This window comes from Pedobacter chitinilyticus (assembly GCF_003313385.1).
GTDB lineage: Bacteria > Bacteroidota > Bacteroidia > Sphingobacteriales > Sphingobacteriaceae > Pedobacter > Pedobacter chitinilyticus.
Genome location: NZ_QMHN01000005.1, coordinates 57,557 through 78,732, shown reverse-complemented (window position 1 = coordinate 78,732; position 21,176 = coordinate 57,557). Strand labels below are relative to the sequence as shown.

The window sequence follows — 21,176 nt, the reverse complement described above, 5'->3', positions numbered from 1 at the left end:
ATTCGTATAACTAAGTCATTCTCATCAACATTGAAAAGGCCCTCTCTGTAATTTGAAATTATTCTTCATAAATTTATTAAACAAAATGCCGTAATTTGTGCTTTTATAATATTACATGGAAGTTAAGACAGGCCCTTTACTATCAACGATAAACTATCCAGCGGATTTAAAAAAATACAACGAGCAGGATCTTGAGCAAATTTGTCAAGAACTTCGCCAGTATATTATTGACGTGGTGAGTGTTAATGGCGGACATTTTGGTGCCAGCTTAGGTGTGGTTGAATTAACGGTGGCACTACATTACGCTTTAAATACGCCTTACGATAAACTCATTTGGGATGTAGGACATCAAGCTTACGGGCACAAAATCTTAACAGGAAGACGTAACCAGTTTCATACTAACCGGATCATTAACGGTATTAGTGGCTTTCCGAAAATCAGCGAAAGCGAATATGATACCTTTGGCGTTGGGCACTCTTCTACTTCCATTTCAGCGGCTTTAGGGATGGCTGTTGCCTCGCATTATAAAGGCGAAAAAGACAGACAACATGTTGCCGTTATTGGTGATGGTGCCATGACCGCGGGTCTTGCTTTCGAAGGCTTGAATCACGCAGGCATCGAGAAATCAAATGTTTTGGTGATTTTGAACGACAATTGCATGTCTATTGATCCAAACGTTGGTGCGCTAAAAGAATACCTTACTAGCATTACCACTTCTAAATCATATAACCGCTTTAGAGATGATGTGTTTAACGTTTTGACCAAACTTTCGGAGCTTGGTCCTAACGCACAGAAATATGTAAAGAAAATACAAAAAAGCATCAAAGGAACGCTACTTAAACAAAGCAACCTTTTTGAAGCTTTAAACTTCAGATACTTTGGTCCAGTAGATGGTCATGATGTAAAACGCTTGGCTGCTATTATTAAGGATTTAAAAGATATTCCAGGACCAAAACTGTTGCATTGTGTTACCGTAAAAGGTAAGGGCTTTGCATTGGCAGAAAAAGATCAAACCAAATGGCATGCCCCTGGCTTATTTGATAAAATTACTGGTGAGATTAAAAAACCAGTGATAGACAAGCCTCAACCACCTAAATATCAGGATGTTTTTGGTCATACCATGGTTGAACTTGCGGAAGCAAATGATAAAATTGTAGGGATCACTCCCGCCATGCCATCGGGCTCTTCGCTTAACATCATGATGAAAGCGATGCCCAATAGAGCGTTTGATGTGGGTATTGCCGAACAACATGCCGTAACTTTTTCAGCTGGTTTAGCTGCACAAGGTCTAATTCCTTTCTGCAATATCTATTCTAGCTTTATGCAAAGGGCTTATGACCAAGTTATCCACGATGTGGCCATACAAAACCTAAACGTGGTATTCTGTTTAGATAGAGCAGGTTTGGCTGGTGCTGATGGTGCAACTCACCATGGCGCTTATGATTTAGCCTTTATGCGCTGTATCCCTAACATGGTGGTGGCATCACCGATGAACGAGGAGGAGCTACGCAACATGATGTATACCGCTCAACAAGAAAACATGGGACCTTTCACGATCCGTTATCCGAGAGGTAGCGGTGTTTTACCAGATTGGAAACGTGCGTTAAATACTTTACAGGTTGGAAAAGGACGAAAAATATGCGATGGAGAAGATGTTGCCATTTTAACCATAGGTCACGTAGGCAACTTTGCAGTTGAAGCTTGCAAAGAACTGAATAGTGATGGCATTACCCCTGCGCATTTCGATTTACGTTTTGTTAAACCTTTAGATACGGCATTGCTTCATGAGGTATTTACCCGCTTTAAAAATGTAATCACGGTAGAAGATGGTTGTTTACAAGGCGGAATGGGAAGCGCTGTACTGGAGTTTATGGCCGATCACAATTACAAAGCAAACGTAGTGAGACTAGGTATTCCAGATGAGATCATTGAACATGGTGAACAACCTGAACTTTGGGCATTATGTGGTTACGATACAAATTCAATTATTCAGGCAGTAAAGAAGATAGCAGTAAGCAGAACCACTAAAATAATGGCTTCTTAGCCCCTGCTAAACTTAACAATTACCATCACATTGGAAAAGCATTCTAAAATTTTTGTAGCAGGCCACCGAGGAATGGTTGGCTCTGCTATTTATCGTAAATTACAAAAAGAGGGTTATCAAAATCTTATCACCCGTACTTCTAAAGAAGTAGATTTAAGAGATCAGCAAGCTGTTGCTGCTTTTTTTAATGAAGAAAAACCAGACTATGTTTTTTTAGCTGCGGCAAAAGTTGGGGGTATTGTAGCTAACAATACTTACCGTGCTGATTTTCTTTATGAGAATCTTGCGATACAGAACAATGTTATCCATCAATCCTATGTAAATGGAGTGAAGAAATTGATGTTCTTGGGTTCTAGCTGTATCTATCCAAAGTTAGCACCACAGCCCCTCAAAGAGGAATATTTATTAACTGGATTATTGGAGCCCACCAATGAGCCTTATGCTATCGCTAAGATTGCAGGTATTAAAATGTGTGATGCTTACAGAGATCAATATGGCTGTAATTTTGTTTCAGTGATGCCAACCAATCTTTATGGCTACAACGACAATTATCACCCAGAAAACTCTCACGTATTACCTGCATTGATTAGGAAATTTGATGAGGCAAAGCACAACGGCAGCAAAGAAGTAACCATTTGGGGCACTGGATCACCAATGCGTGAATTCTTATTTGCGGATGATTTAGCTGATGCTTGTTATTTTCTAATGGAAAACTATAGCGAACCAAATCTCATCAACATAGGTACTGGAGAAGATTTAACGATTAAGGATTTGGCTTTAGCTGTTAAAGAAACGGTTGGATTTGAAGGAGAATTAGTATTTGATACTAGCAAACCAGATGGTACACCTCGCAAGTTAATGGATGTTTCTAAACTCCATGACTTAGGATGGAAGCACAAAATAGCGCTTAAAGAAGGATTGAAATTAGCTTATCAAGACTATCTCAGCAAGAAATAGAAAAGGCCCGATTTAAAATCGGGCCTTTTCTATTTTAGATAAAACTTTATAAGACTAAAAATCGTAATATAAGTTTCTAAAGCTGGTTCGTAAACCAAAAGTCACCATTGCAGTGTTATTACTACCCAAGCTATTCTTTTCTTGTCTCAATACACCACCCAATTCTAGCCTCAAGTTATATTTTGGATTAAGCAAGTAAGCAACTTTTCCTTGCAACATATAAAGTTCTGTTAAAATGCCCTGTCCTACGTGACTTCCGTATTGCACAGACCTAGTGTCGTAGCTCTTAAAAATATCTTTCCCAAAGTTAGCACCTGCAGGGTCTAAGCCATAAGCCGCGTATAAACCTTGCCCTTGAAAATCAAACTTCTTCACACTATAGTTCAGGATTCCTAAAAACTCTCTAAAGTTTGCCCCAAATGGATGTGCCAAAGGCTGATTGTAATTTGAATAGTTAGATAACCTATCGAAGTGAGCATAGGTATAAGGACGTGCCGTATTAAACTCTGCCAGGTAGTTTAAGCTTTTTACTTTGAACAAGTCTGAACCTCTTAAGCCTAGCTGTACCGCCCATTTATTTGCCCAATAGCCATTGCCTTTAAAAAATTCTTTGGCAGTAAATTCATCAAACATAAACTGTCCGTAAACTGCAGTTTTTTCCAATACCTCGTACTTCACATTTATTCCCAGCCTCATTTTGTCTGGGGAAGTTGTATTTGTATTTTCAACAGGTCTTAGGAACATAAACGGATGGATATAATTAAAATCAAATCCTCGTTTACCTTCTACTTCTGCATCAGCCCAGGTTACTGCTTGGAAAAAACCGATCGACAATCTTTTAGTAGCATTCCAATCTAAATAATGCGCAGCCATCCATTTTCCCCTGTCTCCTAGCCTTCTATCATTGGCTAATTTCGGAGCTCCTGGATCAAGCATATACGCATAAATGGTTTGGTATTGTAGACTACCTAAACTAGCCCTTAACCTGAAAAAGGTATAATTTGAAGAAACATCAGAAAGTAAAACCGAACGGTAACCATCTCCAATAAAGTTTTTATCATATCCGAGTGCAAAATTCAGGTATTTGTTAGGGGTATAAGAAAGCAAGGCCGTCACATAAGCCCAGTCTTGCTTATCAGTAGCTAATTTTCCATAACCCTGCCCTGGCACTACTTGATTGCTCACAATATAGTTGTTCACATAGTCAGCAAACTTTCCTTGATTTTCAAAGCCATTCAAATAAAAGGAAAATTTCTCACCTACATTTCCTCCAACTTGAAATCCACGAGTGTTCAACCAAGTTGTTCTGTCGCCTTTAAAATCTCTTCCTATTTGAAAATCTCCAAGGAAATCCGCGTAGATATGATACTCTTCATTCTTCACTTCTATCAAATGTTCCTGAAAAAGTTTTCTATGTACCCAACTTCTTCTATTCAAACTATCAGTACCGTAATTCATCAATGAATCATAGGTCGTTTTAAGTCTCTGATCATCCGAATAAAACCCTCTAATTGAAGAGTGGAATTTGGTATTGGTATCGTAAACCGAACGATTTAGCTTTTGATATAATTGATAGTCGTGCAGTATATTTTGATTTGCGGTTGCTGGTTTTTCTTGTGCCCCTGCGTCTAAAATAAAAAAGGCCATAAATGTGGCCAATATAGTATACTTCTTCATTAAATTTTTATTCATTTATAGCACCATCCAATTCTTCAAAAACTGAATTTTTGCTTTTAAATTCGGTTACGATTTTCTTCATCATGATCACTACCTTTCTATCATCATTGACGTTAGCATGTTGCAATAATGTATAGATCTGTTGTTCTACATCATCAAATACATATTCCCTCACTTTACCAATCATAATTTGCTCATGATGCGTTGGCAAGGTATTTTCATTGTCATTTAACAGTTCTTCGAAAAGCTTCTCTCCTGGCCTTAAGCCTGAATACTGGATTTTAATATCTTGATTAGGAGTCAATCCAGCCAAACGAATCATTTTCTTGGCTAGTTCTACAATCTTCACCGACTTACCCATGTCAAATACATAAATCTCTCCACCGTTGCCCATGCAGCCTGCTTCGAGTACCAATCTACAAGCTTCTGGGATTGTCATGAAGTATCTGGTAATTTCAGGATGAGTAACTGTTACTGGTCCACCCTTCTCTATTTGTTGTTTAAAGCGAGGAATTACCGATCCGTTAGACCCCAACACATTCCCAAAGCGGGTAGTAATGAATTTAGTGATTGGCTTCACTTCTAAATCATTGATATAGCTTAATCCGTTACTAAATATAAAATTCTTTTGTGTTAGAGAGTTATTGAGCGACTGTACATAGATTTCTGCAATGCGCTTGGAAGCCCCCATAACATTGGTAGGGTTTACCGCTTTATCCGTAGATACCATTACAAACTTCTGTACGCCATATTTCACAGAAAGATCAGCAATCATCTTGGTGCCATGTACGTTGTTCTTGATCGCTTCTGATGGATTATCTTCCATTAAAGGCACATGCTTGTAAGCAGCAGCGTGATAGACATAATGAGGCTTGTACATCTCAAAAAGATGCTTCATCCTCTTTTCATCTTTTACATCGCCAATAAACGCATGGAAATTGTTATGCTTATAATTCTCTTCTAATTCTAGATAAACATCATGCAAGGCTGTTTCTGATTGGTCACAAAGGATAATCAATCCCACATCAAATTTGATTAGTTGACGAACAATCTCACTTCCAATAGAACCAGCAGCACCAGTAATTAATATTCTCTTATCCTTCAATTGTGCCTGTAAGCTTTTCACGTCGATCTCTATGGGCTTTCTGTTCAAGAGATCCTCGATATTGATATTTTGTATTTGAGACTTGTTGAGTTTACCACCTTCCCACGCATCAGCAGGAGGAATATTGAGCACCGTTACATCATTTTCTAAACACACATCTACAATTCTATTCTTCCTTTCGGGAGGGATCGTATAAGAGGCAAAAATTACTTCATCAACCTCATGCTCACGAATAAGCTCTTCTAAACGTTGAGCACTTAAGATCTTAATCCCATCGATGGCTTTTCCCACTTTACGTTCATCATCATCTACAAAGGCCATAATGGTTTTATTCACTTTGCCATCGTGGTCAAAAGTTCTCTTAGTGGCCAGTCCAGCCTCTCCTGCCCCATAAACAATCACTTTACGCTTATCAAGGTTTAAGTTTTTGATGTACATGAAAAAATACTTGATCAGTACCCGATAAGTAATCAATAAAAGAAATGAGGTTAAGAGGTTTATGATCAGCACCGTATTAGAAATATACGGATGGTAACCTAGTGCTGTAATGACAAAGTTTAAAAACGAAAATACACCATTGCTTATTAATACCGCAAAAAGTATTCGAAAAGTATCTTGAGCACTGGTATAGCGAATAATGCCCGCATAAGTTTTTACATTGAAAAAGACAATAATGTTAATTGCCGTAATGATCAATATATTTCTACTAAACTCTACTACATTGACGTCAGACAATGCCAAGTTCAACTTAACAGCATATGCCACAGTGAGCGAAACTAAGCAAATGCCCAAGTCTAAAAGAAAGATAATCCACCGAGGGACGATATTTATTTTACCAAACAAAATAGGCTATTTTAAATAAAGGTACAACAAAACCATGGTCTAACAAAATTTTTACATTTGTGAACTATGCTTATCGTAAGAGAGCAACAGCCTTTTTTTCCCTTCAAGCTTGAACCTTAAAAAAAGATATATCACCATAAAGGTAAAGAACAGAAGTAAAGTGTAAATCATAGTTTCGTTAGTTAGTTCAATTAATAAGACATTTATCAATAATTGCGCCACTATATATAAAAACGAAACTAATAAATGCGAATATTTGCGCTGATTGGATAGATATTGATAGAAATGACTCCTGTGCGCCTCAAAAATATTTTCTCCTCTTATTTTACGAAACAACACCGTAAACGCAGTATCTGTTCCATAAATTAATAATAAGAAGATGTAGGATACATTATGCGTTTTTAGAATTAATTGTCCAATTAAAAAGACGATGATGAAAGCAATACTTACGCTTCCTACATCTCCAGCAAAACATTTCGCTTTTTTTCTAAAATTGAAGAAATTGAACACTACTAACGCCAACCCAACGATAATTAAAAGCTCATTGGATGTAAAACTGATTATGTTTTGATTGATATAGTACAGCGTTCCAACGGTTAGTAAGCTGTATCCCCCTGTAATACCGTTGATACCATCCATAAAATTGTAGGCATTGATGGTTGCGATGACAAAGATCAATGCGGTTAACACCCAATACCAACTTAGGCTGAATAAATCCCATTGAAAAAACAGCAACAATACTGAGGTTAGATGTACACTTAAGCGTACTTTATTATTTAACGTTAAAATATCGTCCAAGAAACTGACCGTTGATATTGCCAACAGCCCTACCACGAAATAAATATCCTGAAAATCATTAAACAGTGCATATACTAAAATAGACAAAGGAAAAATAATTCCTCCGCCGCGAATGGTGATACTGGTATGTGAGCTGCGATGGTTTGGTTTATCGATGATATTAAATCGATCTGCAATTTTGAAGTAAATCAGCTCCAGCGCAAAAAAGAGGATGAAGTATAAAATGAAATGTAAATTTGGCATTCGTTTAATGAATTTATTATGCAAGCATAATTTAGTACTCTCGTAGTACTCTATCCCTACTTAAAGGGTACTTGAAACCTACTTGAGAGGTGCTTGAAACTTAGCTGAGTTAGGGATGACCTTTTTTATATCTTAAATGCGTCCAACACGGAACGAGGGGACCAACCCAATACCGATCTTGCTTTATCGTCATTAAATGTTAAGTCAGCTGTAATTTTATGAAGCTTTTTTGAGTTCAACGGAAATTCAGGAAGTAAATCACCTATTTTAGCTAGTCCCATGGCTATACTTTTTGGCATATTAGATACATATTTTTTCCCTAGTTGATTAGCAACATGCTTTGATAGCTCATCAAAGTTTGGATGATAACCGTCCGTTAAGTTATACACACCACCTGTTTCTGCAAGCTTAGGAAGAATTTTTGCTACATCTTCTGCCATCACCATACTCTTACGCGCCTTGCCTCCAGCGATATTAAAATAGTATCCTTTTCTAATTCCTTTGATCATAGCTCCTAAATTGCCAGGAGGATTTGCGCCAACCAAGAGCGGCAATCTTAGAATACCACAAACGACGTTATTTTTAGCGCACCAATCGGCAACTATTTGCTCAGCTTGGATTTTGCTTTGTCCATATGGATCAGATGCATTTAAAGGCTGTTCCTCATCAATATCAGTTCCACTTTCCATACCATAAACCGATACTGAGCTAATGAAGATGAATGATTTAGGTAATGAGGGGGCTCGCTCTAACCCCTTGAGCAAATTTTCCGTTCCTATTGCGTTAACGTTAAAGAATTCTTGCTTTTCGGATTCAGTTTTAGGAACGGAATGGGCTTTACCTGCTGAGTGGATAACTACATTGACACTTGGAATATGCGGAATTTGTAATGACAAATCGCAAATAACGTCAGAATACTTCCGGCCTAAAGAAATCCGGTCTTGGGTTCTTGGGGCGCCAAAAATAGCTCGACCAAGAAAACCATTAGCTCCTGTTAGTAAAATCATTACTTGTTTAATGCTTAATTGAACTTGTTACCAAATGACTTGATGAAGTTTGCAGAAACTTCTTTAATTTCTTGCTCCTTCGCTTTCGGATAGACAAGCAACACATCATCATCTATCACTATGTAATCTTCCAAACCATCTATAATTACTGCCTTATAGTTATTTGCACTAACAATGCAATCTTTCGTATTATTTAAGAGAGTTATTATTATCTTTTTTTAGTTACCTTATGTGGATGCCCAAGTTCCTAAATCACGCCATCCAATATCTGCTGGAATAGTTAATATGTTTGTTGCTTTTTCCATCACTGCAAAATCAATGGAAATATTTTCCGCAGTTGGGTAGTTCAAATTAATAAATTCCGCTTCCTGCTCAGTGCCATAGATAGCCAAACCACGATTAAATAATTCGTATATTAAAGGCGAATGAATTGCTAGTGCCTTACTAAACGACCTTGCCGACCAAATAAATATACCTGTATTCCATAAATAATCGCCACTTTTAAGATATTCCTCGGCTACCTCCAATTACGATTTTTCTACAACTTTACCTCATCTCCTCGCTCCTTGTTCTTTACTCCTTGCTCATTCTCATGCTTGATATATCCGTAACCTATATCTGGACGAGTAGGCTTAATTCCTAAGGTAATCAACGCATTGTTAGCTTCGGCGCAAGTCAATGCCACTCCGACCTTCGACAAAAACTCATCTTCTCTTAAAATAAGATGATCTGATGGAGTGACCACAATAGTCGCTTCAGGATTAAGTTTACTGATTTTTGCATTTGCATAGGCAAGACAGGGAGCGGTATTGTTTCTAGACGGCTCAACGATTATATTGTCCCTGTCTAAAGACAATTGATTTAAAACCAGATTAACATAGTTATCATCTGTTAGGACATATATTTGAGCTGGGTCACAGATTTTCAAAAACCGTGCATATGTAATTTGAAATAAAGATTGTCCAGTACCTAAAATATCGATAAACTGTTTTGGATAATTACTTCTACTTTTTGGCCAAAAACGAGAACCTACTCCTCCCGCCATAATCAATACATATCGATTATTTATAGTCATAATTTGAATTATTGTGTTGTAAAAGTGATTAGCCTATTCCGAGTTCTTCAATCTCGCCAAGGTAAGCTTGTTAATTTTCACCCTTTCCTTATCAAAAAACCAACCCCATTTATTAAAGTAATATATGGCAGATTGCATCCCAATCTTAGTTAATCTCCAAGACTTATGTGATCCTTTTTCAAAATGATGAGAAATGGTAGCTTCTGGGTAAAATATTGTTTTATAGCCGCCAGATATTAAACGCCTACAAAGGTCTGTCTCTTCTCCGTACATAAATATTCCATCATCAAAAAATCCTACTTCTTTAATAGCTGATAATCTAAGAAACATAAAACAGCCCGACAGATAAGGCACTTCCATTATTTTATTATAATTAGTAAACCGCAATTCAAAAATCTGATTACGTTTCTCAACTAGCTTTTTAAATGGATTAAATCTCCTACCTATCCAATCATACGGCGTTGGAAGAAGCTTGCACAGGTATTGAATTTCTCCATTTGGATACAAAACTTTTGGCATTAAATTTCCAACCTCCGGATTGTCTTGCATATAGCTTACTATATTTTCTATCGTTCCCTCGTTGAAATAAACATCTGGGTTTAATACCAAATGAAAATTGGCACCCATTTCTATTGATTGCTTAATCGCTATGTTGTGTGCAGCTCCAAAACCAGGGTTTGATGAATTGTGAATATATACTACCCTTTCATCTTCAGAAATATTTTTAAGTGCATCAGTAGGTGAATTATCAACCAGAAAAAATTTACTTACACTTTTAGATGCCAATCCACTAGAAATTGCCTGAGAAAGAATCGCTATGTCGTTATTATAAAGAACAATTGAAATTACTATCCCCATATTAAAAATTATATCTTCGCCAATAATTCGTCATACTTAGCTATTAAATTCTTGTCATTAAATTTATCCAGGAAATCATTGTCAATGAACTTTCGTCGTTGCGCATCCTTCAAGGCGATGTGTAACTCTTCTATGTTATCTGGATCAAAAAAAATTATGTTGTCACTCTCAAATTCTAAAAAGGCAGGGATTTTTGAAGCCACTACAATTGTTCTTGAATAAAAACTTTCTAAAACTGGCAGCCCAAATCCCTCATAAAAGGATGGAAACACGAATGCAATTGCAGATTCATATAAGCTCTTTAATTCATGATCTGAGACGGTACCAACATTTAATGTATTTGTACCAGCTCTGTGCCCCTTACCCGCCATAACTAATAAAGGCAAGTCTTTTTTAGTTTCAAAAACTTTATATAAAATATTCAAATTCTTATGAGGTCGTGAATTTCCACAATACAAGAAAAAGCTTTTCTTAACAAGATTAAATTTTTTTAATATCCTATCGTCAGAAGTAACGTTTATCTCAGAGTTTTCAGGAATAGTAAAGCTATTTCGCTTCAAAAAATTAAAAACGTCATTACTCGTCGTCTGAGAAACAGATACAATTTCATCTGCAGACTTTAAGGAAAGTCTCACGATAAAGTCAAAATACATAATTTTCAACTTATTGACAATGAAGTTTTTGCTAAAAAAATTTGGAACAATTCTATACATTAAATCGTGTACAGTCACTACGGTTCTAATTTTACTTTTAAATGCCAAGGCCGAATAAAATGGCGCATGATAAAGTAATGGTTTAAGGTTCCGTATTTTAAAGTAAAATAAGAAAAAGTGCACGATGTTATATGGTTTTAAGTCTGTATATATAACCTGGCAATTGCAATAAGTAAATTTCTTGTCGTTAGATATTATACTAATATCTTCTGACCGATATCTACAACTATAATATTTCAGTAAAAATTCTATATATCTTGAGATACCTGTGTTATTGACAGTATCTAAAAGCCTCGCATCTAAAGCAATTTTCATATTAAATAAAAAATTTGTTATAAAGCGATTTATAATATTTTATCTTCTTGGTTGAATAACTTATATTTTTCTTCATTGACGAGCTTTAAAAAAAGCGTAATTAAAATCAAAAATATTATTTGGAAAATTGAGTTAAATAAAAAAATACTAGGGCCATGGCGTATTAGGTGAATATAATTAAACATAAGAATGAATATCGAATAATGCCCGATAAGCCTTGCTGCCAGTACATATAAAATGAACAACAATACAAAATAAATAGAAACAATTAAATAATAATTCCCCCCAAAATTACCGAGAAAATAACTAGCAGGACTTAAGGCTAATCCGTGTCCTACTGAACTAAAATAATAATCTTGTAACGTAGTATCAAACTTAAAAAGGTCAATAGGTTTCTGATTTAACGAATATTCGTACCCCCATCCAACTGTGGCTTGTACTCCCATAAATTCAGAAAAAGAGGTATAAATATCTAATAAGGTATCTGAATTTACCTCATTTGTAGAACGTAGAAGTATTACCGAGATTAAAAATGTAAAACCAAATATAATCAAGATTACTATGCGTTTCGTTGTTAACTTTATTTGAGAGATGTCTAAATAAAACATCAGCAACATCAACGATACAGTAGCAAATATTTTTCCCTGATATAAAATATCAATGGTGAATGACAGACAAAAAAAGATAACAAGGAACTTTCGTCGTCTTAACTTTAGTATCGAAATACATGCAAGTAATAATATGTACCCATATCCAGGTATAAGTAATGAACCTATTCTATCTAACAATTCATTTCTGCTAAACCCAGATAATCTGGCTAAGACACCTTGTGAAATTAAAAAAAGCTGATAAAGACAGTTAAGAAAAAAAATAACTTTCAATACCTTACTGGAAACCGGAGGCACTTTGAACTTTCTCTCAGGAAATACTGACAGTAAAAGCCAAAGAAAAACTACAAGCATAAAGAAAAAAGAGATGCTATACCTTGATACTAAGTTTTGAAATTTTGAATAAATATAAAAATCTGCCCCTACAATATCTTCGATAAATGAGGGAACAATAAAGTATAAAAAAGCTAATCCTATTAATATCAGTTTTGAGTAGCTAAGGGAATAGTTTTTCTGCACCATTTCTTCTAAGATCATCTATAAGTTTTTCAGATGGATTAGCACATACGTTAAGATGTCCATTCCACGCCTTTTTTAATAAACTCAATAATTCATCTCTATCTTTATATCGATTCGACTTTTGTGTGCATGCTCTAACACCGATAATATCTCTGACTATTGTGATATTACCCCTTGCATTCGCTTCTCTAATAACTAATGGCTCACCTTCATATAGACTATTAAAAACTAAAACATCTTCCTTATTTATTAACCTATGCTGCTCACTGTTATCAATCCAACCAGTCAAAATAATATTTATATGCTTAGTACTAGACGAAAAATCCATTAATTTTTGATAACAAGATCCTGAACCAACAACGATTAACTCCTCAAATGGATTTTCTTGATTATCTAACCATTCACATAATTCTAATATCCCTTTGTCATACTCTAGTCTACCAACATAATACAGTCGTTTCTTTCTTATTATTCGATGATTTACTGCTATATTAATATCAATCTTATTAGGAATAATTGTTGTCCTTACATATTTAGAGAAAAACCGTGCTTGAATTCTATTGATTGTAATTATTTCCTTACAAAGGAAAATAAAAGCAATTGAGAGTATATTATATAACACTCCTATATTCCCCCACAAAACTCTTCTATCCACAAAAGCTGGAACGTATACCTTTTTTGACTTTCCAAAAAGAGCTATATTAGAGCTAATGCTAGCTTCCAGCGAACCAGCACAAATTATCGCATCATTAGAGTTTAATAACTCACGCTGATAAAAGTAATTTTTCACTCCATAAAATAGCTGCAGAATGAAATTCCCTTTCTTAAAGAAAGGTTTTCTAGCGACAACAAAGTCAACGTGTTCCGTCGCTGACCATATCTTCTTAAACATCTCCATTTGCTCGTTGTTATTAAAGCAAAAAGATATTTGTCTGTAGTTACCCATAAGCTTCGCCAATTGGATAGATTGAAACTCATGCCCACCGATTACATCACTACAGAAAAAAAACACCACTTTATTCATTTATTTAAGTTGTAGATTTCGCATATGTTTCGACACTACATCTTCTTTAATTTTTTGGAGAAGGACGCTTTCCTTGCCACCCATAAGCTCCTAGCAATTAGCGCATAATGATATATCCCAAGATATCTAGCAATTTTACCAATCAATTTTCCATTATAAAATTTAATCATAGCTTTGATAAAAAACTCGTCAAATACGCTGTCAGGCCTAAAAGCAAAACTTCTCTTTATACCGTCATCCAGAATGACTTCAAATTTATCTGCTAAAACTCCTTGATGATGCCCCGAACCATCTGAGCCTATATTTCTAATTTTTGAATAGGCTGGTACTATGGTATATTGATTTAGATATGTCATTTTAATTCCAAGCCAGGCGTCTGGAAAATCACCATTATGTTTTACATCTCTTTTTAACGCATCAACGATGTAGCTCCCACCTAAATTATTAACCTTTTTTATAGTACCGTTATCAACTAAAAAACGATAATCGTTAGGTATATCTAGTGCCTTATTATATTTTTCTTTCCAAATACCAAATCCCCAAGATAAATTCCAATAATATGTAAAGTAATCACTAGAATTTTTTAGCGTTAAATTATCGTCTATAACCGGGGGGCAGTATCCAGAAACTGAAAAAACTTTTTCATCATGTTCATAATAGTTCAGTGCCTGATTCATGTAATCCAAAAAATTTTCAGAACATACATTGTCATCTTCCATGGAGATAATTTTCCCATATTTATTCACCAATCTTCGCTCCGCTTCCAAAACACTCTTGATTGCTCCATAATTAGTTTCTCTAAATTCTGGTATTACTTCTTTAAACCCATCTATGCTTAAAATAAATTTCCTAATAGATTCTACGGCATCCATATCTTCTTTTCTTCCGCATCCATCAGAAACAATTATCAGGGTACTTTCTTCAGCTAAATAATTAGCTTTTAAAGCATCGACCGTTTTTATTAGGTGATCAATTCTTGTATAAGTGTATATTACTATTGGTGCTAGTGTACTCATTTTCTTTTTAATCGTAAAAAGCTGTATAAATTATTCCTAATTAGTTTCCAAATGAAAACATGTATAGTTTTATTTACATTATAAGAACCTATAATAAATAAAAGTAAGAATGTAAATAGTTGTAATAACAGTACAGAAAGGGATAATCCTAAAAATATAAAGATTGACGATGAGATTAAATAAGCGCCTATACCAATTAATAAATTTAGAATTATATCTATTCCCTGTTTATAAATCGTATATCCTATATATTTCTGCGTGTAATATGTATTTGCAAAAAAAGAAAAAAAAGATAATACCCCAAAGCTGTATGCTAAACCCATTATTCCAAAACTATAAAATGCTATAATTGCTCCTATCTGCACAAATTTCTTAATGATTTCAAGTAAAAGAAATATGTCACTTCTGCCGTATATATTTAGTACATTCAAGTTCATAGCATGTATCGGATAAAAAAAAAGGCCTATACAAAGGATCTTAAAAATAGGTATACTATCGTTCCATTCAATTCCCATAAAATTTCTAATTAAATAAGGTACAACAGTCAAAATTGAAAATATTACCAAGCTAGAAATTAAAGACACTGCCATTATTGAGGTTCTAAACTTATTTCTAAGTACGTGAGGATCGTCAATATGATTAGCAAATTCTGGAAGCGTGACTTTTGAAATAACTGTACTTAGAATAGAGATTGGATAATTCCCCAACGTGTAAGCCCGATCATATATTCCAGTCATCTTAATTGAATAATACCTTCCTATGATCAACTGATAAATATTTTCAAAAATAGTATTTATAAATGCTGAAATTGATAGTTTATAACCAAAATTAAAATGATAAGTGAATTTCACCCAGCTTACTTTTAGTTTAGTTCGCCAACCAGAATATAAAATAAAAAGAATAAGTGAAATAAACTGATTTGAAAGAAATAAACAAACAATACTCCATATACCTAAGCCGCTATTGCTCAGAACAATAGACAGAACGACACTAATTAAGTTACCTGGTAAATTTATAAAAAACATTTTTCGATATTCAAAATGTTTCATCATAAAGGCAATATATACACTTTTAAAGGAAGCTAGCAGTATTCCAAGACTGTAGACAGGCACTAAGGAAGCTAATTTAACATTTGAAAAAAAGCTAGAAATTAATGGTGCACATAAAAATAATATACCATAAACAAAAAATCCAAAGACTATATTCGTAATTAGTACTGTGCTATAATCGACATTATCACAGTTCTTAGTTCGCATTAAAGAATTCGACATGCCGCTATCTGATAATGCAAGCCCAAGGTAATAAATTATACTTAGTATTGATGCAAGTCCAAATTCTTCTGGCCCTATCATCTTAGCAATATACATCGTAATTAAAAAATAAGTACCTCTATTTAACAATATATCTATTGTATACCAAGAAACTGAATTAACTGTTCTGTTGCTCATTTTTTGGTCGTATACTTAAATTGAACACAAAGCGGGTTGTATTCTACCATTCATTTCTAAATGCAAAAAAGATTTTTTTAATTGAACCAAGGTTAATGCACCCTACTTTGATAATCGTTGATTATATTATCTATTTGATCAAAAGATAGATCATTTGAGATAATCAACCTGTCAAGATTGACTTTTTAAGACAATAATCTCTCAATAGTTTTGATTATATATTTTTAATGTCCGTAGGTGCCATAGAAACATTAACTTCTATCATGTTAAAAAAGATTTGCTCTTTTCTTTGACAGATAATAAGCCATACAATTATCTGAATAACCTCGATTCTTCATCTCATTAATTAACGGTTTTATATCATATGGCATTGCTTTCATCGTAATACTTTTCTGATCCCAATCATATATAAGGTAGTTTATAGTGTCGATAAATTTCCTGTTTTGCCCCACGCTTCCAGCATTATATAACACGTATCCATTATTTTTATACTCAAATTGATGATGGGAATGACCTATTATGCAATTGTATGTTAATTCTATATCAGTATCTGGATAGATATATTTATCTAAAATTGTATGTGTACAGGTAAAGTTGTTTAAAATAATTTTTCTCTTAAATTTTTTAATCTCTTCCACTAAACTAAATTCTTTATAGGTAATGTTAAAAAATTCCTTTACCAAAGCATTTTCTCCTGGATAGTAGCCATTGATAAATGCTTCTTCATGGTTCCCCATTATTATAGTTGAACCATAAAGTGAATTGGCCAATTCAACACATTCATTACTCCAGGGCCCATAATTAACCAAGTCACCTAAACAGACATAACTCTCATACTTTTCTTCGGCTTTCAACATTTTTTCGAAAGCAGGGAGATTGCCATGGACGTCACTATAGATTAGAGTTCTCATGATCTATATAATTTTTTAATCCTAGTTCTAAAGTTACTTTAGGCAGCCAACTATAGGTATCTACAGTTTTAGAGATATCAAATTTAAATGAAGGAGAGCCATCAGTTCCAATATATTTTATACTACTTCCTAAAATCGTATTTGTAATATATTCAGCAACTTGATGATTTGAGGTAGAGCTTCCTGAGGCGGCAATGATGATATCGTTTATATCTTTATTAGATACTTCTATACAAAGATCACAAAGATCATCAATGTGCAGATAATCCTGTACTCTCTGACCATCACCATATACGTATAATTCTCCATGCCTTATCGCATTCTCTACCCAAATCGGAATCAATGAATTTCTCTTCATTCCAATTCCGTAAATATATGTTGGCCGAATGATTGAAAAACTATCACATGATTTGATCAAAAACTCTTGTGCTAATTTAGAAAGCCCATAGATTTTCGGAGCATTAAAACATGTATCGACTTGAATTGGCATTGTATGATTGCCATAGACTTCTACACTAGAAAATAAGATTATTTTTTTAAATCTTCCATTTTTAATTAAGGAATATAAAAGCTGGTATTGATCTAAAAATTCATTATGACTACTGTCATGCCCTCCAATTGATATAATTAAACAATCTAGTGCACTATTAGAAATTTGTTGGTACGGAAGAATTTCGCATCCTTTAGGAATTAAATCTTTATTTTGGTGATAATAAGCACACACGTGAGTGCCATTTCTAAGATATTTTTCACACAAGTTACGCCCCAAAAATCCATTTGCTCCTAAAATACCAACCCTCATAGTGCAGAATAATGTTCCTGAGAAATATGTCCTGTTGACTTGAGATGACTGACTAAATTGTTTTCTACAACATGCTCTTTCCAGTATCTTAATATTGTTTTTTCTTCAATCGTATAATTTGGAGTTAGCCCTTTTAATATAAAGTCTGCAATCATTTTTGGCTCATTAAAACCACATAATGTTCGAGAAGCTGTCGTTCCTGAGCAGCGTGCATTAATTTCAAAGATATAAGGCACATTATCCTTAACTCTCAACTGAACATTGCAAGCTCCAAAAGGCTTAATAGCTTCTACAACCCGCCTAACAGATTGCTCAATAAGCTCATCTTTTACAGAAAAACATTTATGCGTATCCCCATCCCTTAATATTCTTCTCATTACAATTACCCCCTTACACATATTGTCTAAATTTACAGAACCACATGTATACTCATCACCTTCAATATATTCCATAACTATATACTTATCTATAGTCGTACCCATATTAGCTCTAATTGCATTCCACTCATCTTCATTTTTAGCTAAAAAAATATTTTTAGATCTAGCCCCTCCAACTTTTTGTTTGATGATAATAGGAAAATTAATCATATTAAGGTCAAAGTCTTTCGCATCTACAGTAGTAGGAACAGTGACACCAGCTTCGGTTAATTTAATATAAGTTTGAAGTTTATTATCAGAAATTTCGATTACTTCTGGGCTGCTCACAACAACTGTTGTTCCAATTTTTGAAAAAAGATCTTTGTTTAATGCAAGCGGCATTAGTTCTGCATCTAGACCTGGGAAAAAAAGGTCTACTTTTTCTCTTTCAAAAATATCTAGAAGTGAGGCGATATAATCTGGATTATTTGCGTAGGGGATAAGATATGATGATTTCGAAGCATACAAGCCAGGTGCCAATACCTCACCATCTAAGGCAATTATATTATATCCTGAATTTTCAAGAGATTTTAAAATACTTTGACCAACACCACCCCCAACTCCACTAACTGCAATATTATACATTTTAACTATTATTTTGGTTTCTTAATATTAATCTACAAATCAAATCAACTTCCTCAACAGTCAAATCCTCATAAAGAGGAAGACACATAACTCTAGAGGCAATGCTATCCGTAACAGGCATTTCAACTGGTTTTAGATAGGGTAGCACACTAGCTAACGAAGGATAAAAATATCTACGAACAAATATTTCATGTGCAGTGAGAGTTTCTATACTTTTATGAAGTAAAGCTTCACTTTCTACCACGACTGGGTAATATGCATAATTTTGAGAAGCGTCATGCCTCCATAAAGGTTTAATTGCCTTAAAGTTTTTTAGCTTTTCGTCATAACGCTCACACAACTTTTTCCTATTCTCGTGGATTTGTGTTATCATTTCTAGATTAGCTAACCCCATAGCTGCATGAAACTCAGAATTTTTACCATTTATTCCTAGTTCACTAAAAGCCTCTGGCCCATCAAATCCAAAATTTCTGATATAAGCCATTTTTTTTAATAGATCAGCTTCTTTTGTAAAGATTAATCCACCTTCAATAGAGTGGTAAAGTTTTGTTGCGTGTAAACTACATGTGGAAATATCTCCATATTCAAATATCGATTTTCCATTTACCTCTACTCCAAAAGCATGTGCTCCATCGTAAATAATCTTTAAGTTATGCTTATCGGCTATTTTTTGTAAGGCTATTACATCGCAGGGATTTCCATATACATGGGTTGCCAAAATAGCAGTTGTTTTGTCAGTAATGGCTTGCTCAATTTTATTTGGATCAATATTTAATGAATGCTCATCAATATCTACAAATACTGGTTTACAATTCTCCCACACAATACAACTTGTAGTTGCTATGAACGAAAAAGGTGTTGTAATAATCTCTCCACTTAAATTAAGGGCTTTAATTGCCATTTGTAAAGCAATGGTACCGTTGGTTACAAATAATAAATGTTTAACATTTAAATGTACTTTTAATTTAAGTTCTAATTCGCTTGCTAGTGGCCCCATATTTGTCAGCCATCTACGATGCCAAATACCATCTAAATATTTTTGATATACCTCTTTAGCTGGTAAAAATGGCTTTGTAACTGGTATCATTGTTTTATAATTAAAGATTAATAATAGAAAATAAAACCTTCTTTATCACAACAACGATAATTGCTAATATAGCTAATATAAAACTGCCAATAATAAATGCATTTATTTTCCCGAGATTGTGCTTATCCAACGGATAAACCGGCTCATCAACTACTTGTATCAAGGGGGTTTCTTTAAGTAAAGCCATTTTACTCATTTCTAAGTTTTTTACCATTTCTCCTAAAATCGCTTTATTCGTCTCAGCAGAAAACTGTGCTCGCTGAATTGGAGCTACACGCTGTACTTGTCTTGTCGGATTTGCATTTGGAGTGGCGTCTGCTACAGCTACTGCACTGTAAATAGCACCATTCATTACTGCCCGTACTGAATCTGTTTTATGCTGGAGTATGTTTACATTATCCAGGGATTTTTTTGTTTTAGTTTGGATATAGAATTCGTTGACATTATCTACCAACTCCTCGTTGAAACGTTTAGCAAAAATTTCATCCTTTGAGTTGACATTAACTTTAATGATACTTAACTTCTTATCAGGTTTGGTTATCGCTAGGCTAGTTTTGTTCAAATCTTCTACAATTTTGCTAACTATACTATCTTTTAAACGACGATGTTGTGCTTCTTTCATATGGCTTAATACTTCACCAACTGTGAACTGTAAACTTTGTAATTCAGGTTTGTCTTTCCAATTTTTACGCATTCCACTGAATTCTAGATATCTTTCAATCAAAGGCTGTTGAGATATACTATCCACTCCGCTTAGCAAAGTCTTCTCCAACATGGTTCTAGATTTATATAACTCTATAATATTTTCTCCTTGGAAAATACCACCGCCACCACCGCCTAAATCTACTCCAGCCATGGACGCCAAGCCCGCCAAACTACCCAAGCCGCCACTTTTCTCACCACTCTCTAAAACAAAAGTAGTCGTAGCTGTATAAATAGGTTTTTTGATAACAGCGTAGCCTAAACCCAATAAACCACCGATAAGTCCCGCGGCAATGATGATCCACTTTTTACTCCAAAGATATTGCCACCATTCCCTAATTTTCAGAATGAGTTCTTTCAAAGAAATCTCATCTTCTTGTACTAATTTACTTTTTTCAACTTCGTTTGCCATTTGCTAAATAA

General features: G+C 34.5%; 20 protein-coding genes. 2 read left to right on the top strand and 18 right to left on the bottom strand.

Going from position 1 to position 21,176, the window contains the following annotated elements; genetic code table 11:
* Nucleotides 1-115 precede the first annotated feature (115 nt).
* Together dxs and fcl are read left to right on the top strand one after the other, a co-directional pair.
* Nucleotides 116-2,044, top strand: a complete 1,929-nt coding sequence (dxs, locus tag DUT70_RS15290) for a 1-deoxy-D-xylulose-5-phosphate synthase (RefSeq protein WP_113648236.1) — start codon at nucleotides 116-118, stop codon at nucleotides 2,042-2,044.
* 30 nt (nucleotides 2,045-2,074) lie between these two features.
* Nucleotides 2,075-3,001, top strand: coding sequence for a GDP-L-fucose synthase (gene fcl, locus DUT70_RS15285; protein WP_113648235.1), 927 nt, complete (start codon nucleotides 2,075-2,077; stop codon nucleotides 2,999-3,001).
* Nucleotides 3,002-3,055: 54 nt separating this feature from the next.
* Here the strand turns inward: fcl and DUT70_RS15280 are convergent, their stop codons facing one another.
* The 18 genes from DUT70_RS15280 to DUT70_RS15205 all read right to left on the bottom strand — a co-directional run bounded on the left by DUT70_RS15280 (nucleotide 3,056) and on the right by DUT70_RS15205 (nucleotide 21,165).
* The gene (locus DUT70_RS15280) at nucleotides 3,056-4,678 is read right to left on the bottom strand and encodes a gliding motility protein RemB (RefSeq protein ID WP_113648524.1); all 1,623 of its coding nucleotides are present in this window, start codon (nucleotides 4,676-4,678) and stop codon (nucleotides 3,056-3,058) included.
* A gap of 7 nt (nucleotides 4,679-4,685) precedes the next feature.
* The gene (locus DUT70_RS15275; RefSeq protein ID WP_113648234.1) at nucleotides 4,686-6,626 is read right to left on the bottom strand and encodes a polysaccharide biosynthesis protein; all 1,941 of its coding nucleotides are present in this window, start codon (nucleotides 6,624-6,626) and stop codon (nucleotides 4,686-4,688) included.
* A gap of 51 nt (nucleotides 6,627-6,677) precedes the next feature.
* Entirely contained in the window at nucleotides 6,678-7,667 is a 990-nt protein-coding gene (locus tag DUT70_RS15270; protein WP_113648233.1) for an MraY family glycosyltransferase, read from the bottom strand.
* Between the two features lie 125 nt (nucleotides 7,668-7,792).
* The gene (locus DUT70_RS15265) at nucleotides 7,793-8,674 is read right to left on the bottom strand and encodes an NAD-dependent epimerase/dehydratase family protein (protein ID WP_113648232.1); all 882 of its coding nucleotides are present in this window, start codon (nucleotides 8,672-8,674) and stop codon (nucleotides 7,793-7,795) included.
* Between the two features lie 14 nt (nucleotides 8,675-8,688).
* Nucleotides 8,689-8,808, bottom strand: coding sequence for a hypothetical protein (locus DUT70_RS21560; RefSeq protein WP_394342356.1), 120 nt, complete (start codon nucleotides 8,806-8,808; stop codon nucleotides 8,689-8,691).
* Between the two features lie 93 nt (nucleotides 8,809-8,901).
* Nucleotides 8,902-9,201, bottom strand: a complete 300-nt coding sequence (locus tag DUT70_RS21500) for a sugar phosphate nucleotidyltransferase (RefSeq protein WP_262512183.1) — start codon at nucleotides 9,199-9,201, stop codon at nucleotides 8,902-8,904.
* An 11-nt stretch (nucleotides 9,202-9,212) separates the two neighbouring features.
* Complete coding sequence (locus DUT70_RS21495; RefSeq protein WP_262512182.1) at nucleotides 9,213-9,719, bottom strand: sugar phosphate nucleotidyltransferase; 507 nt, start codon at nucleotides 9,717-9,719, stop codon at nucleotides 9,213-9,215.
* Between the two features lie 63 nt (nucleotides 9,720-9,782).
* Complete coding sequence (locus tag DUT70_RS15255; protein ID WP_113648231.1) at nucleotides 9,783-10,607, bottom strand: glycosyltransferase family 2 protein; 825 nt, start codon at nucleotides 10,605-10,607, stop codon at nucleotides 9,783-9,785.
* 8 nt (nucleotides 10,608-10,615) lie between these two features.
* Nucleotides 10,616-11,635 (bottom strand): glycosyltransferase family 4 protein, encoded by a 1,020-nt coding sequence (locus DUT70_RS15250; protein ID WP_113648230.1) that lies wholly within the window; start codon nucleotides 11,633-11,635, stop codon nucleotides 10,616-10,618.
* A 29-nt stretch (nucleotides 11,636-11,664) separates the two neighbouring features.
* The gene (locus tag DUT70_RS15245) at nucleotides 11,665-12,780 is read right to left on the bottom strand and encodes an oligosaccharide repeat unit polymerase (RefSeq protein ID WP_113648229.1); all 1,116 of its coding nucleotides are present in this window, start codon (nucleotides 12,778-12,780) and stop codon (nucleotides 11,665-11,667) included.
* Complete coding sequence (locus DUT70_RS15240) at nucleotides 12,740-13,786, bottom strand: glycosyltransferase (protein ID WP_113648228.1); 1,047 nt, start codon at nucleotides 13,784-13,786, stop codon at nucleotides 12,740-12,742. The genes DUT70_RS15245 and DUT70_RS15240 overlap by 41 nt, the downstream gene beginning before the upstream one ends.
* Nucleotides 13,787-13,821: 35 nt before the next feature.
* Nucleotides 13,822-14,802 carry a glycosyltransferase family protein gene (locus DUT70_RS15235; RefSeq protein WP_113648227.1) on the bottom strand — a complete coding sequence of 327 codons (981 nt, stop codon included), beginning with the start codon at nucleotides 14,800-14,802 and terminating at the stop codon, nucleotides 13,822-13,824.
* Nucleotides 14,799-16,250 carry a lipopolysaccharide biosynthesis protein gene (locus tag DUT70_RS15230; protein WP_113648226.1) on the bottom strand — a complete coding sequence of 484 codons (1,452 nt, stop codon included), beginning with the start codon at nucleotides 16,248-16,250 and terminating at the stop codon, nucleotides 14,799-14,801. The genes DUT70_RS15235 and DUT70_RS15230 overlap by 4 nt, the downstream gene beginning before the upstream one ends.
* Nucleotides 16,251-16,516: 266 nt before the next feature.
* Nucleotides 16,517-17,161 carry a metallophosphoesterase family protein gene (locus tag DUT70_RS15225; protein WP_113648225.1) on the bottom strand — a complete coding sequence of 215 codons (645 nt, stop codon included), beginning with the start codon at nucleotides 17,159-17,161 and terminating at the stop codon, nucleotides 16,517-16,519.
* Nucleotides 17,142-17,963 (bottom strand): NAD-dependent epimerase/dehydratase family protein, encoded by an 822-nt coding sequence (locus DUT70_RS15220; protein ID WP_113648224.1) that lies wholly within the window; start codon nucleotides 17,961-17,963, stop codon nucleotides 17,142-17,144. Before DUT70_RS15220 ends, DUT70_RS15225 begins: the two co-directional genes overlap by 20 nt.
* Nucleotides 17,960-18,964 carry an ATP-grasp domain-containing protein gene (locus DUT70_RS15215; RefSeq protein WP_113648223.1) on the bottom strand — a complete coding sequence of 335 codons (1,005 nt, stop codon included), beginning with the start codon at nucleotides 18,962-18,964 and terminating at the stop codon, nucleotides 17,960-17,962. The genes DUT70_RS15220 and DUT70_RS15215 overlap by 4 nt, the downstream gene beginning before the upstream one ends.
* A 1-nt stretch (nucleotide 18,965) precedes the next feature.
* Nucleotides 18,966-20,051 (bottom strand): DegT/DnrJ/EryC1/StrS family aminotransferase, encoded by a 1,086-nt coding sequence (locus DUT70_RS15210; RefSeq protein WP_113648222.1) that lies wholly within the window; start codon nucleotides 20,049-20,051, stop codon nucleotides 18,966-18,968.
* Nucleotides 20,052-20,061: 10 nt separating this feature from the next.
* On the bottom strand, nucleotides 20,062-21,165 hold the full coding sequence (locus DUT70_RS15205; RefSeq protein ID WP_113648221.1) for a Wzz/FepE/Etk N-terminal domain-containing protein: 1,104 nt from the start codon (nucleotides 21,163-21,165) through the stop codon (nucleotides 20,062-20,064).
* Between the last annotated feature and the right edge of the window lie 11 nt (nucleotides 21,166-21,176).

Excerpts from the sequence above, each read along its gene's own strand:
- DUT70_RS15245 (WP_113648229.1), bottom strand. The coding sequence starts at position 12,780 with ATGATCTTAGAAGAAATGGTGCAGAAAAACTATTCCCTTAGCTACTCA.
- DUT70_RS15215 (WP_113648223.1), bottom strand. The coding sequence starts at position 18,964 with ATGTATAATATTGCAGTTAGTGGAGTTGGGGGTGGTGTTGGTCAAAGT.
- DUT70_RS15230 (WP_113648226.1), bottom strand. The coding sequence starts at position 16,250 with ATGAGCAACAGAACAGTTAATTCAGTTTCTTGGTATACAATAGATATA.
- DUT70_RS15225 (WP_113648225.1), bottom strand. The coding sequence starts at position 17,161 with ATGAGAACTCTAATCTATAGTGACGTCCATGGCAATCTCCCTGCTTTC.
- DUT70_RS21495 (WP_262512182.1), bottom strand. The coding sequence starts at position 9,719 with ATGGCGGGAGGAGTAGGTTCTCGTTTTTGGCCAAAAAGTAGAAGTAAT.
- DUT70_RS15235 (WP_113648227.1), bottom strand. The coding sequence starts at position 14,802 with ATGAGTACACTAGCACCAATAGTAATATACACTTATACAAGAATTGAT.
- dxs (WP_113648236.1), top strand. The coding sequence starts at position 116 with ATGGAAGTTAAGACAGGCCCTTTACTATCAACGATAAACTATCCAGCG.
- DUT70_RS15255 (WP_113648231.1), bottom strand. The coding sequence starts at position 10,607 with ATGGGGATAGTAATTTCAATTGTTCTTTATAATAACGACATAGCGATT.
- DUT70_RS15205 (WP_113648221.1), bottom strand. The coding sequence starts at position 21,165 with ATGGCAAACGAAGTTGAAAAAAGTAAATTAGTACAAGAAGATGAGATT.
- DUT70_RS15270 (WP_113648233.1), bottom strand. The coding sequence starts at position 7,667 with ATGCCAAATTTACATTTCATTTTATACTTCATCCTCTTTTTTGCGCTG.
- DUT70_RS15240 (WP_113648228.1), bottom strand. The coding sequence starts at position 13,786 with ATGAATAAAGTGGTGTTTTTTTTCTGTAGTGATGTAATCGGTGGGCAT.
- DUT70_RS15220 (WP_113648224.1), bottom strand. The coding sequence starts at position 17,963 with ATGAGGGTTGGTATTTTAGGAGCAAATGGATTTTTGGGGCGTAACTTG.
- DUT70_RS15210 (WP_113648222.1), bottom strand. The coding sequence starts at position 20,051 with ATGATACCAGTTACAAAGCCATTTTTACCAGCTAAAGAGGTATATCAA.
- DUT70_RS15265 (WP_113648232.1), bottom strand. The coding sequence starts at position 8,674 with ATGATTTTACTAACAGGAGCTAATGGTTTTCTTGGTCGAGCTATTTTT.
- DUT70_RS15250 (WP_113648230.1), bottom strand. The coding sequence starts at position 11,635 with ATGAAAATTGCTTTAGATGCGAGGCTTTTAGATACTGTCAATAACACA.
- DUT70_RS15280 (WP_113648524.1), bottom strand. The coding sequence starts at position 4,678 with ATGAAGAAGTATACTATATTGGCCACATTTATGGCCTTTTTTATTTTA.